The sequence below is a fragment of the Micromonospora fluostatini genome, assembly GCF_050410825.1.
GTDB classification, from domain to species: domain Bacteria; phylum Actinomycetota; class Actinomycetes; order Mycobacteriales; family Micromonosporaceae; genus Micromonospora; species Micromonospora rosaria.
Genome location: NZ_CP191251.1, coordinates 6,401,988 through 6,414,329 on the forward strand (window position 1 = coordinate 6,401,988; position 12,342 = coordinate 6,414,329).

Here is a 12,342-nt window from a genome sequence, read left to right on the forward strand (position 1 = left end):
CTTACCGGCGGGCCCAGGTCCAGGCGTAGGCGTCGTCCTCGCAGGTGGTGGCCGCGCCGCAGAGGTCCAGCGGGCGGAACGTGTCGACCATGACGGCCAACTCGTCGAAGTAGTCGACGCCGATGGCGCGCTCGGCGGCGCCCGGCTGCGGGCCGTGCGTGAAGCCGGACGGGTGCAGCGAGATCGAGCCCTGCTCGATGCCGGAGCCGCGCCGCGCCTCGTAGTTGCCGCCGGTGTAGAAGAGCATCTCGTCGGAGTCCACGTTGTGGTGGTTGTACGGCACCGGGATCGCGTCCGGGTGGTAGTCCACCTTGCGCGGCACGAACGAGCAGATCACGAAGTTCGGGCCCTGGAAGGTCTGGTGCACCGGCGGGGGCTGGTGGATCCGCCCGGTGATCGGCTCGAAGTCGTGGATGCTGAACGCCCACGGGTACAGGTGCCCGTCCCAGCCGACCACGTCGAACGGGTGGTTGGCGTAGACGTACCGGGTCCAGCCCCGGCGGTGCCGGACCAGCACCTCCACGTCGGTCGCGTCGACCTGCCAGGGCGCCTCCGGCCCCCGCACGTCCCGCTCGCAGTACGGCGAGTGCTCCAGGAACTGGCCGCGTACGGAGAGGTAGCGCTTGGGCGGGCCGATGTGGCCGGTCGCCTCGATGGCCAGCAGCCGGGTCGGGTCGGCGCCGGTGGGCACCAGCCGGTGGATGGTGGAGGTGGGGACGATGACGTAGTCCCCGGCCACCGCCTCCAGCACGCCGAACGGGGACTCCACCCGCAGCCCGCCGGACTCGACGTACAGGCACTCGTCGCCGGTGGCGTTGCGGTAGAGCGGGCCGGGTCGGTCGGCGAGCACGTACCCGATCCGGACGTCGTCGTTGGCGAGCAGGTACTGCCGGTCGAGGACCGGGTCGGCGCCGGTGCCGTCGAGCTTGTGGGTCCGCAGGTGCCGGGGCTTGAGCGGCAGGTTGGGCGTCCGGGTGACGGCGGGTGGGCGGAACTCCTCGGCGGCGACGATCGCGGTCGGCGCGTACCGGTGGTAGAGCAGGGACGAGTCCGAGGAGAAGCCCTCCTGGCCGACCAGTTCCTCGGCGTAGAGGCTGCCGTCGGGCTGACGGAACTGGGTGTGCCGCTTGCGGGGCACGTCACCGACGCGGCGGTAGTACGGCATGTCCCCTCCCGGAACCGGTTCGCCTATTCCTGCGTCCGATAATCGGACGCTGTTGTCCGTTCCTTGTAGCGTCCCGTAGATTCTTGTCTCGTGTCAACGCAGGTGCCCCGCCTCCTGGCCGGACTCGTCGACGACGCCGCCGTCTTCCCGCCCGGCAGCGCGAGCCTGCCGGACGCCGTCACCGCGCACCGCCGCCACCGCGCCGCCTGGTACGCCGACCTGGTCGGCCCGCTGCTGCTGCCCGCCACCGCCCTGCCCGACCTGGCCGGGCTGCTCGGGCCGGAAGAGCGGATCACCGTCGGGGTGGTCGCCGACGTGCCGGTCGACCAGCTCGGCGCGGTCCTCGCCGGGGCCGACCCGCGCGTCACCGTCCGCCAGGTCGAGGCGCCGGTCGCCAAGCGGGGCGAGGACCCGCAGCCCGGCCTCACCGAGCTGCTGGAGTTCGCCGGGCGGCTGGACGGGGTCACCGGGTACGCCGAGGTCCCGCTGACCTTCGGGCTGATGCGGGCGCTGGACACCCTGGCCGGGGCGCGGGCCGGCGGGCTGCCGGTCGCGGCGAAGTTCCGCACCGGTGGGCTGGCCGCCGAGCTCTTCCCCACCCCGGCCGAGCTGGCCGCGGTGATCTGCGCCTGCCGGGACCGTGAGCTGCCGTTCAAGCTGACCGCCGGCCTGCACCACGCGGTGCGCCACCTCGACCCGGCGACCGGCTTCACCCACCACGGCTTCGGCAACGTGCTGACCGCCGTGCTCGCCGCCGACGCGGGCGCCGGCGTGGAGGCGGTGGCCGCCCTGCTCGCCACCACCGATCCGGTACGGCTGGCCGAGCCGGCCCACGCCGGGCGGCACCGGGACCGTCCGCTCTGGGTCGGGTACGGCTCGTGCAGCATCCTGGAACCACTGACCGATCTGAGCCGGCTGGGGCTGGTGAACGGGGGCTTCGAGGCATGACCTGGGTGACGGGCGCGAACGGTTCGCCGTACGGGGTGACCAACCTGCCGTACGGGGTCTTCCGGCACGCCGGGCGGGAGCCCCGCATCGGCGTCCGGATCGGCGACGCCGTGCTCGACCTGGCCGGGGCGGAGGCCGCCGGCCTGGTGCTGGCCGGCGGCGCGTTCGGCCGCCCCACGCTCAACGAGTTCATGGCGCTGGGCCGCCCGCAGTGGACGGCCGTCCGGCAGCGGGTCACCGAACTGCTCACCGAGGCCACCCACCGGCCCGTGGTGGAGCCGCTGCTGGTCCCGCTCGCCGAGGTCGAGCTGCTGCTGCCGTTCGAGGTCGCCGACTACGTCGACTTCTACTCCTCCGAGCACCACGCGTCGAACGTCGGGCAGATCTTCCGCCCCGGCCAGCCGCCGCTGCTGCCCAACTGGAGGCACCTGCCCGTCGGGTACCACGGTCGGGCCGGCACGGTGGTGGTCTCCGGTACCCCGGTGGTCCGCCCCCGGGGGCAGCGCGGCACCCCCGACGGCCCGGTCACCGGCCCCTCGGTCCGGCTGGACATCGAGGCCGAGGTCGGGTTCGTGGTCGGGGTGCCCAGCCCGCTCGGGGAGCCGGTCGCCGTGGCCGACTTCGCCGACCACGTCTTCGGCGTGGTGCTGGTCAACGACTGGTCCGCCCGGGACATCCAGGCCTGGGAGTACCAGCCGCTCGGGCCCTTCCTGGGCAAGTCCTTCGCCACCTCCGTCTCGGCCTGGGTCACCCCGCTCGACGCGCTCGGCGCGGCGTTCGTCCCCGCGCCCGTGCAGGACCCGCCGGTCGTCGACTACCTGCGCGACGAGCCGCACCTCGGGCTGGACCTGCGGCTGGCGGTCGACTGGAACGGCCAGCGGGTCGCCGAGCCGCCGTTCGCCGCCATGTACTGGACCCCCGCGCAGCAGTTGGCGCACCTGACCGTCAACGGCGCGTCGCTGCGCACCGGGGACCTGTACGCCTCCGGCACCGTCTCCGGCCCGCAGCGCGGGCAGGTCGGCTCGTTCCTGGAGCTGACCTGGGGCGGCGCGGAGCCGGTCACGGTCGCGGGCGAGAGCCGTACCTTCCTCGCCGACGGGGACACGGTGACCCTCACCGCCACCGCGCCCGGCCCGGACGGCGGCACCATCGCCCTCGGCGAGGTGACCGGAACCATCCGTCCGCCCCGCTGACCGGGGCCGTCCTCCCTCCTGTCCCGCCGCCTCGCGCCGGCCTCCCGGGCCCACCGGTCCGGTCGCCGGCCGAGGTCCCGGCCGTGGTCGGACCGAATGTGCGACCGCGAGTCGTCGGTCCCGTCGTTGTTCGACCGTGATCCACCACCGACGAGCCGGCCCGGGTCGCGTCCGACCCGGGCCGGCCGCCTCGTCGGGGCGGCATCCGGACCGGAACAGGAAGGAATGACGATGAACGAGCTCACCGGTGCCATCTGGCGCACCAGCAGCCGCTCCAACGACCAGGGACTCTGCGTCGAGGTGGCGGACAACCTGGTCGACGTCCTCGGCGTGGTCGGGGTACGCGACTCGAAGGACCCGACCGGCCCGACCCTGTCGGTCGGCCCGTCGGAGTGGACGGCCTTCGTCGGTGGCCTCCGCTCCGGAGGGTTCCGCCACTGACCCGATCCATGGAAATGCCGCCACGGGCCCCCGTGTCGCCCGCACCGGTCGTACGGTGGTCGACACGGGAGGTGCCATGCCGACGGTTTCGGTCACCGCATTCATCGAGGCGCCGGCCGTCGACGTGTGGCGGCTCCTGACGGACCTGCGCGCCCGCGCCGACTGGCTCACCGCCGTCGGCGCGGTCGAGGTGCTCACCCCGGGGCCGCTCGGGCCGGGCACCGCCTGGCGGGAGGTCCGTTCCCGCCCCGGCGGGGGCGGCCTGGCTGAGGAGTTCGTGGTGCTGGAGGCGGTCGCGCCCGGTCGGCTGGTCCTCGGGTCGCCCGGCGCCGGGGTCGACTACCGGGTCACCTGGACCCTCCGCCAGCGTCGGCGTCGCCGCCGTAGCTGCACGGCGGTCACCGTCGCGCAGCAGGCCGAGCCGACCGCCGGCTACGGCCGGGTGGTGGCGCTGATCTTCGGCGGCCTGGCCGCCCGCGCGGTCGAGCGGGCCCTGCGCCACGACCTCGCCGACCTGGCGGCGGCGGTGGAGCGGGCCGCCACCACCGAGGCCGCCTGAGCACCGGCCGCCGCGCCGACCGGGGGCGGCCCGGCCGGCGTGGGGTTGGCCGGGATGCGGGCGGCTCCGCTGGGTAGGGTGCCGGGCGGAGGTGCGCATGGGGTTCCCGAAGGGCCGGCGCCGGATCGTCGTCGCGGTCGCGGCGCTGCTGGTCACCACGGCGGTGGCGGCCACGGTGTACCGGGTCCTCGCGCCCGCCGAGGTCAGCACGCCGGCCCGGGCCGCCTACCCGGCGCCCGCCGAGCCCTCCGCCGGGGTCGTCGGCCGGCTGCCCGTCGCCCCGCTGATCGTGGACGGCCGCCTCCGGGTGTACGCCGCCCCCCGCCAGGTCTACGCCGACCAGCCGGTGGACAACCGGAACCGGCGCACCCCGTACTGGTCGTACCGGCGCTGGCCGGCCCAGGTGAGCGGGGTGGTGGCGGAGGGCACGACGGCGCTGAGCCGCTGGTCGGACGGGCGGCTGGTGGCGCTGGACGCGCGTACCGGTGCGGTCGCCTGGCAGGTGGACGGGCCGGAGCCGGCCGAGGGCTGGACCGCCCGCCGGACCGGTGCCGACGCGGTCTGGGACCCGCCGGGACTCTTCCCGGCCCGGGACGCCGAGGGGCGTGCCCTGTTCGTGGTCACCGGCCCCGACCGCGTGGTGGCGGTGGCCGCCGCCGACGGCCGGCGGCTCTGGTCGGTGGCCGTGGACGGCGGATGCCGTTCCGACGTGGGCTCCACGGCCGCCGGGCAGTTCGTCGTGGTGGACCGGTGCGCCGAGCCGGCCGTGGTCGAGTTCCGTGACCTCGCCACCGGGCGCAGCACCAGCCGGTGGCAGCCGCCGGGCGCCACCGCCGAGCTGACGGTCACCCCGGTCGGCTGTGCGGAGCACCGCGCCCGCTGCCGGGGCCTGCGCACGGTCGGCCGGCCCGCCGGCCCGGCGCAGGGGTGGCTGGTGGGGGAGGGCTCCCCGGTGTCGGCACCTGCGCTGGACCCGGTCGGGGCCGAGCTGGACGGGGAGCGGGTCGTGGTGGTGACCGACGGCGCGGTGACCGGGCGCTCGCTGCGTACGGGTGAGGAGTCGTGGCGTCGGGCCGACCTCCCGCCGGGCCGGCTCGTCGCGGTCCAGCCCGGCCTGGTGCACCTGCTCACCGACGAGAACGACCTGATCACCCTGAACCCGAGCACCGGGGCGGTGCGGTCCCGGTTCCCGCTGATGGCCGGCCGGGACGGCGTCGGCTGGGCAGCCGGCCGGGCGTACGCGCAGGCGGGGTACGTGGCGGTGGAGCGCCTGAAGGAACCGGTGGCCCCGGAGGCCGACGACTCGCGGTACTTCCTGACGCCGGAGGCGGTCATCCTGGCGGCGACATGAGCAGCCCTCCAAAAGTGGACAAATAGCAGCATAATCCCTAGAGTTCACCCGTGCGAGTTCTGTCCGCCATGCTCGGGCCCGTGCTGGCCCTGGGTGGCCTCGGCCTGCCGGCGCGGGAGGCCGCCACCGACCCCGTGGCGCTGGCCCGGGTCGTCGGTCTCGACATCGCCGTGCCGGCCGCCGTCAACCTGGGCGTCGGCTTCGTCGGCGGCACCCTGACGGGTCGCCTCGGGTCGGTCGAGGTGCGGGACCAGCGTGGCCCGGTCAACCCGAACCTCTGGGTCGTCACCGTCTCCGCGACCGCGTTCGTCACCGGGGCCGGCGGGGCGGGTCGGACCATCGCCAACGGGCAGGTGTCGTACTGGTCGGGGCCGGCGGTCCGGGAGACCGGTGGCGGGACGCTGGTCCCGGGGCAGGTGACCCAGGCCCAGGCGGTGACGCTCGGCGTCCCCCGCGAGGCGTTCCGCAAGACCGCCGGCAACGGCAACAACATGGTGTCCTGGAGCCCGACGCTGCGGATCGCCATCCCGTCCGGCGTCGTCGCGGGGAGCTACACCGGCACGATCACGCATTCGGTCGCCTGATCTCGCCTGCTGCCCGATTTGACACCTAAAAGCCTATTTGTCGGCTTACCATGACCGTCATGAGGAAGCCACTTCTTGCCCTGGCCGCCGGGGCTGCGGTGCTCGCCGTCGCCGCACCGGCCACCGCCGCGCCCTCGGGCGACACCACCGTCACCTTCACCGTCTCGACGGCGAACCTGGATATCGCGGTGCCTCCGTCGGTCAACCTCGGGGCCACGTTCGCCGGCTCGACCCTCACCGGTCAACTCGGCAACGTCACGGTCACCGACAGCCGTGCCGCCCTGTCGGCCACCTGGACGGCCACCGTGACCAGCAGCGCCTTCACCACCGGGGGCGGCACCGGCCCGGAGACCATCCTGCCCAACCTCATCGAGTACTGGTCCGGCCCGGCCATCGCCACCAGCGGCACCGGCACCTTCGTCCCGGGCCAGCCCACCTCCGCCGACGCGGTCGCGCTGAACACGTCCCGGGTCGCCTTCTCCAAGACCTCGGGCAGCGGCAACAACTCGGCCTCCTGGAACCCGAGCCTGCGCATCACCATCCCGGCGAGCGCGGTCGGCGGCACCTACTCGGGGGTGATCACCCATTCGGTGGCCTGACCGGACCCACGTCCGTACCCTCGCCCTGGCGGTGACCCTGCTGGTCGCCGCCGGGGCGCCGGTGCCTGCCGCGCCCGCCGCTCCGGCGGTGACCACGGTCCCGGCGGCAGCGCCCGACCCCGGTCGGTCCGGGGCCGATCCCGAGCGGCCCGGGACCGGGCAGGCCGGGATCGAGCCGGTCGGTCGGAACCGCTCACCGGGCGCGGGCGCCGACCCGAGCCGGCAACCGGCCGGGCCCGTGACCGAGGTGGGCATCCGCCTGCTCGACGCGCCGGTGAGCCGCCGGGACGACAGCCGGGCGCACAAGTACGTCGTCGACCATGTCCGTCCGGGTACCATCATCACCCGGCGGATCGTGGTGAAGAACCCGTCGCCGATCACCCGCGACATCGCGCTGTACGCCGCCGCGGCCGACGTCACCGGGAGCGGCTTCTACCTGGCTCCCGACCGGACCGAGAACGAGCTGAGTAGTTGGATCGAGGTGCGGCCCACCACGGTGACCCTGAAGCCCGACGCGGAGCGGGTGGCCCAGGTGACCATCAGGGTCCCCCCACGGGCCTCGGCGGGCGAGCGGTACGCGGTCGTCTGGGCCGAGGTCGCCGGGGTGGACGGGCGGAACGTCCGCAACATCGGGCGGGTCGGTATCCGCGTCTACCTGTCGGTCGGGCCGGGCGGTGAGCCGCCGTCGAGCTTCCAGATCGGGGCGCTGCGCGGGGAGCGCGAGCCGGACGGCAGCCCGGTCGTCACCGCCGACGTCCGCAACACCGGACGCCGCGCGCTGGACCTGGCCGGCCAGTTGTGGCTCTCCGACGGCCCGGGCGGGCTCTCCGCCGGGCCGGTCCGGGCCGAGGCGAAGACCCTCGCCCCGGGCACCGGCACCACCCTGCGGGTCGTGCTCGACCGCCGGCTGCCCGACGGGCGGTGGTCGGCCCGGCTCGAACTGGCCAGTGGCTGGACGAAGGGGGAGAGCGACGGCACCGTCACCTTCGGCACCGTACCGCCGGCCGCCAGCGACGAGGACGACCTGGCCGTCCCGGTACTGATCGGTGGGCTGGTCGCCTCGGGCCTGGTGCTGACCCTCCTGGCCGGGTACGCCTACCGCCGCCGGGGCAACCGGCTCAGCGCCGCGCTTCCCGCCCGGTAGCGCGTACGCGAAAGCCCCGTGTCGACGCGGAGCATCGACACGGGGCCTGCGAATCCCGCGCGCCCAGCCGAGACCGGGGACGCGCTCAGCCGAGGGCGGCCTCGGCGGCGGCGAGGAAGGCGTCGTTCTCCGCCGGGGTACCGATGGTGACCCGGACCCCGTCGCCGGCGAACGGGCGGACGATCACCCCGCGCGCCTCGCACGCCCGGCCGAACTCCACCGCCCGGTCGCCGAGCGGCAGCCAGACGAAGTTCGCCTGGCTGGCCGGCACCTCCGGGACCAGCTTGCGCAGCGCCTCGGTGACCCGCTCCCGCTCGGCCACGACCAGCGCGCAGCGCCGCCGCACCTCGTCGGCCTCGGCGAGCGCGGCGAGCGCGCCGGCCTGGGCGGCCGTGCTGGTCGAGAAGGGGGTGACCACCTTGCGGACCGCCGCCGCCACGGCCGGCGCGGCGACCAGGAAGCCGATCCGCAGCCCGGCCAGCCCCCACGCCTTGGACAGGGTGCGCAGCACCACCACGTTCGGCCGGTCCAGGTAGGTCAGGCCGTCGGGGACCTCCGGGTCGGTGACGAACTCCCGGTACGCCTCGTCGATGACGACCAGCACGTCCTCGCCGACCGCGTCGAGGAACCGGTCCAGCTCCGCCCGGCGCACGGCCGTGCCGGTGGGGTTGTTCGGGTTGCAGACCAGCACCATCCGGGTCCGGTCGGTCACCGCCGCCGCCATCGCGGTCAGGTCGTGCCCGTGGCCGGCGTCGTTGGGCACCCGAACGCTGGTCGCGCCGCTGGTCGCCGCGATGATCGGGTACGCCTCGAAGGAGCGCCACGAGTAGATCAGTTCGTCGCCGGGCAGGCAGGTGGCCCGGACCAGGTGCTCGGCCAGCGCCACCGAGCCGCAGCCGGTGGCGATCCGGTCGGCGTCCACCCCGTACCGCTGTGCGAGGGTCTCGCGCAGCGCCACCACACCCATGTCCGGGTACCGGTGCGACCCGGCGACCGCCTCGGCGACCGCCTCCACCACGCCCGGCAGCGGCCCGTACGGCACCTCGTTGCTGGCCAGCTTGATCGCCTCGGGCAGGCCCAGCTCGCGGGCCAGGTCGGCCGGGCTGCGGCCGGGTACGTAGCTGGGCAGCGCGTCGAGGTCGGCGCGGGTCAGCCGCAGCGCCGAGGAGTGCCGTGGGGTGTCCGTCATGGGGTTTCTCCCGGGGGGTGGGCGCGGTCGCGCGGTTCGTCGGTGGGGGTGGACGTGGACCGGGGCACCTGGACCACCACGGTCTGCGCGCGCTTGTCGTGCAGCGCCTGGCGCAGCGGGTGGTCGAAGAGCGGGGACAGCGCGTCGATGAGCTGGAGCACCAGACCGAGACCGCAGCAGTACCAGAGCAGGGTCGGCAGGCCGAGGGTGTTCCACCGGCGCAGCGCCCGGCCGAAGCCGAGCGGTTTGTCCTCGGTCATCGACACGGCCCGGATCCGCATCACCCGCTTGCCGAAGGTCTGCCCGCTCGCCGCCATCGCGGGCACCTCGTAGGCGAACCAGAGCGCGGTGGCGATCAGCAGGATGGCGATCTGGAGCCCGCCGGCCTGGTCACCGGGGGGTGGGAGCCCGGCGGTGGAGGAGTCACCGGCCATCGCCCGGCGGAATACCTCCTGCCAGTACGGAGTGATCTCGTCGATGTAGCGCCAGACGAACCAGCCGTTGACCACCGCGTTGAGCAGGAACACGATGCCGAAGTCGATCAGCCGGGCGACCAGGCGGGCACCGAACCCGGCCAGCGCGAAGCCGTGCGGCCGGGGCTCGGGCGGCCGGACCGCCCAGTGCTGCTGCGGCCACCCGGGCGCCGGTGGCCCGTACCCGGGCCAGGGCGGCTGGCCGGGGCCCGGCGCACCGGGGCCCGGCGCACCAGGGGCGGGCGCACCGGGGGCGGGCCAGCCCGCGCCGGGTGGGCCGACCGGGCCGGGGTACGGGCCGCCCGGCGTACCGGGGTACGGGCCGCCGCCGGGCGTACCGGGGGCGGGGGGCCAGCCCGGCGCGGCGCCGGTCGGCTCGACCCCGGTCGGGGCGCCGGCCGGCGGGTTGCCGGGGGTAATGGCCCCGGCCGCCGCGTCGCCGGTGGCCGGGGTCGCCGGGCCGGCGGGTGGGGTGGTCGGCTCGGGCGGGGGCGGGCCGTCCGGCACCGGGGCGTCGACCGGGATGGGTGCGCCGAGCCAGCCCTCGCCGTCCCAGTACCGTCGGGTGTCCGGGTCGGCGGGGTCGACGTACCAGCCGGGCGACACGCTCACGGCGCCGCTCCGGGGCGCTCGGCGGGACCACCCGAGGGTGGCGTCACGTGGGGCCGGACGGTCCGTTGGCTGTGCTCGCTCACCTGGACACCTTAACGACGACGTCGCCGACGCAGCCCGGCACCGGTACGCCGGCCCCCGCCCGCCGGGGTCACAGGTTGCCGCGCCGTTCCTGCTCCCGCTCGATCGCCTCGAACAGCGCCTTGAAGTTGCCCTTGCCGAAGCCGAGCGAGCCGTGCCGCTCGATCAGCTCGATGAAGACCGTCGGCCGGTCCTGCACCGGCCGGGTGAAGATCTGGAGCAGGTAGCCGTCCTCGTCCCGGTCGACCAGGATCTTGCGGGCCTTCAACTCCTCGATCGGCACCCGGACCTCGCCGATGCGGGCGCGCAGCTCCGGGTCGTCGTAGTACGAGTCCGGGGTGTCGAGGAACTCGACGCCCGCCGCCCGCATGGCGTCCACGCTGGCCAGGATGTCGTTGGTGGCGACGGCGATGTGCTGGGCGCCGGGGCCCTGGTAGAACTCCAGGTACTCGTCGATCTGCGACTTCTTGCGGGCGACCGCCGGCTCGTTCAGCGGGAACTTGACCTTGCGGGTGCCGTTCGCCACCACCTTGCTCATCAGCGCCGAGTAGTCGGTGGCGATGTCGTCACCGACGAACTCCGCCATGTTGGTGAAGCCCATGACCCGCTGGTAGAACTGCACCCACTCGTCCATCCGGCCCAGCTCCACGTTGCCGACCACGTGGTCGACGGCCTGGAAGAAGCGCTTCGGCTGGAGGCCGGCGGCGATCATCGGCTGCCGGTCCACGATCGGCGCCCGGGCCACGAAGCCGGGCAGGAACGGGCCGGTGTACCGGGACCGGTCGACCAGGGTGTGCCGGGTGTCGCCGTAGGTGGCGATGGCGGCCAGCCGGACGGTGCCGTGGGAGTCGGTGACGTCGTGCGGCTCCAGCAGGCCGGTCGCGCCCTGCCCGGTGGCGTGCGCGTACGCGGCGTCGACGTCGGGGACCTCCAGCGCGATGTCCGACACGCCGTCGCTGTGCCGCGCGACGAAGTCGACCTCGGCGACGTCCGGGCGGACCGCCCCGCGCAGCACGAACCGGGCCGACCCGCTGGTCAGCACGTACTCGGCGTGGTCGCGGTAACCCTGCTCCGGCCCCCGGTACGCCACGCAGGTCATGCCGAACGCGGTGGAGTAGTAGTGCGCGGCCTGCTTGGCGTTGCCCACCACGAAGGTCACGTGGTCGAGCCCCCGGACCGGGAACGGGTCACGGCTGATGTCGTGGTCGACGGCCCCGACCAGGACGTCGACGTCGACCTCTCCGGTCGACTGGGGTCGGTCGATCGCCTGCGTCATCGCGGACTCCCTCCTGCGCCGGCCACCTCGTGGGCGACCACGGTGGTACCTGATGTGGCGAGGATCGCGGCCCACGGGCGACTGGGCAACCGTCTCGTTCCTGCCTGGTCAGGTTGTGCATTCGGTACGGTGTTCAGTCATGACCGCTGCACAATCTGTCCAGCTCGACGCGGTGGACGCCAGGCTGATCGAGTTGCTGGCCGAGGAGCCCCGGATCGGGGTGCTGGAGTGCTCCCGCCGGCTCGGGGTGGCCCGGGGCACCGTCCAGGCCCGGTTGGACAAGCTGGTCCAGCGGGGCGTGATCGGCGGCTTCGGGCCGGACGTCTCCCCGGCGGCGATCGGGTTCGGGGTGACCAGCTTCGTCACCCTGGAGATCAGCCAGCGGCACGGCCACGACCCGGTCACCGCCCACCTCGCGGCCATCCCCGAGGTGCTGGAGGCGCACACCATCACCGGCTCCAGCGACCTGCTCTGCCGGATCGTCGCCCGGTCGAACGCCGACCTCCAGCGGGTGATCGACCAGATCGTCTCCTCGGTGGGCATCAGCCGGGCCTCCACGGTCATCGCCCTCGCCGAGGCCATCCCCTACCGCACCCTCCCCCTCGTCCGCTCCGCCACGCAAGGAAGGGCCCCCTGTTAACGCTTTCTGTAGAGGAAGGGCCCCTTCCTAACCTCGGGGTGCGACACGGACATCTGACCGTTTCGGCACGGGGGTGATCGTGGCTAC

Annotated in this window: 13 protein-coding genes; 9 read left to right on the forward strand and 4 right to left on the reverse strand. The window is 74.4% G+C overall.

What is annotated here, in order from left to right; genetic code table 11:
* Window position 1: 1 nt before the first annotated feature.
* Window positions 2-1,165, reverse strand: a complete 1,164-nt coding sequence (locus ACQUFX_RS28525; RefSeq protein WP_428963283.1) for a homogentisate 1,2-dioxygenase — start codon at window positions 1,163-1,165, stop codon at window positions 2-4.
* Window positions 1,166-1,255: 90 nt separating this feature from the next.
* Here ACQUFX_RS28525 and ACQUFX_RS28530 point away from each other — a divergent pair, with 90 nt between their 5' ends.
* The 8 genes from ACQUFX_RS28530 (at window position 1,256) to ACQUFX_RS28565 (ending at window position 7,984) form a co-directional block, all read left to right on the forward strand.
* The gene (locus ACQUFX_RS28530; protein ID WP_428963284.1) at window positions 1,256-2,113 is read left to right on the forward strand and encodes a hypothetical protein; all 858 of its coding nucleotides are present in this window, start codon (window positions 1,256-1,258) and stop codon (window positions 2,111-2,113) included.
* Window positions 2,110-3,306, forward strand: coding sequence for a fumarylacetoacetase (fahA, locus tag ACQUFX_RS28535; RefSeq protein WP_428963285.1), 1,197 nt, complete (start codon window positions 2,110-2,112; stop codon window positions 3,304-3,306). Before ACQUFX_RS28530 ends, fahA begins: the two co-directional genes overlap by 4 nt.
* A 231-nt stretch (window positions 3,307-3,537) precedes the next feature.
* The gene (locus ACQUFX_RS28540; RefSeq protein ID WP_428963286.1) at window positions 3,538-3,747 is read left to right on the forward strand and encodes a DUF397 domain-containing protein; all 210 of its coding nucleotides are present in this window, start codon (window positions 3,538-3,540) and stop codon (window positions 3,745-3,747) included.
* A gap of 76 nt (window positions 3,748-3,823) precedes the next feature.
* Window positions 3,824-4,306, forward strand: a complete 483-nt coding sequence (locus ACQUFX_RS28545) for an SRPBCC family protein (protein ID WP_428963287.1) — start codon at window positions 3,824-3,826, stop codon at window positions 4,304-4,306.
* 97 nt (window positions 4,307-4,403) lie between these two features.
* Complete coding sequence (locus ACQUFX_RS28550; RefSeq protein ID WP_428963288.1) at window positions 4,404-5,657, forward strand: outer membrane protein assembly factor BamB family protein; 1,254 nt, start codon at window positions 4,404-4,406, stop codon at window positions 5,655-5,657.
* A 50-nt stretch (window positions 5,658-5,707) separates the two neighbouring features.
* A complete protein-coding gene (locus ACQUFX_RS28555) occupies window positions 5,708-6,241 on the forward strand; it encodes a hypothetical protein (protein WP_428963289.1) in 534 nt (177 codons plus the stop codon).
* A gap of 59 nt (window positions 6,242-6,300) precedes the next feature.
* Window positions 6,301-6,840: a hypothetical protein gene (locus ACQUFX_RS28560; RefSeq protein ID WP_428963291.1), complete on the forward strand. Its 540-nt coding sequence runs from the start codon at window positions 6,301-6,303 to the stop codon at window positions 6,838-6,840.
* A gap of 31 nt (window positions 6,841-6,871) precedes the next feature.
* Window positions 6,872-7,984 (forward strand): COG1361 family protein, encoded by a 1,113-nt coding sequence (locus ACQUFX_RS28565; protein WP_428963292.1) that lies wholly within the window; start codon window positions 6,872-6,874, stop codon window positions 7,982-7,984.
* An 85-nt stretch (window positions 7,985-8,069) separates the two neighbouring features.
* On the opposite strand, the gene hisC is transcribed toward ACQUFX_RS28565, so the two are convergent.
* The 3 genes from hisC to hppD form a co-directional block, all read right to left on the reverse strand.
* Window positions 8,070-9,173: a histidinol-phosphate transaminase gene (hisC, locus tag ACQUFX_RS28570; RefSeq protein WP_428963293.1), complete on the reverse strand. Its 1,104-nt coding sequence runs from the start codon at window positions 9,171-9,173 to the stop codon at window positions 8,070-8,072.
* Complete coding sequence (locus tag ACQUFX_RS28575; protein ID WP_428963294.1) at window positions 9,170-10,258, reverse strand: RDD family protein; 1,089 nt, start codon at window positions 10,256-10,258, stop codon at window positions 9,170-9,172. The genes hisC and ACQUFX_RS28575 overlap by 4 nt, the downstream gene beginning before the upstream one ends.
* Before the next feature lie 151 nt (window positions 10,259-10,409).
* Window positions 10,410-11,615, reverse strand: coding sequence for a 4-hydroxyphenylpyruvate dioxygenase (gene hppD, locus ACQUFX_RS28580; protein WP_428963295.1), 1,206 nt, complete (start codon window positions 11,613-11,615; stop codon window positions 10,410-10,412).
* A gap of 139 nt (window positions 11,616-11,754) precedes the next feature.
* Here hppD and ACQUFX_RS28585 point away from each other — a divergent pair, with 139 nt between their 5' ends.
* On the forward strand, window positions 11,755-12,255 hold the full coding sequence (locus ACQUFX_RS28585) for an Lrp/AsnC family transcriptional regulator (protein WP_067372234.1): 501 nt from the start codon (window positions 11,755-11,757) through the stop codon (window positions 12,253-12,255).
* The last annotated feature ends 87 nt before the right edge of the window (window positions 12,256-12,342 follow it).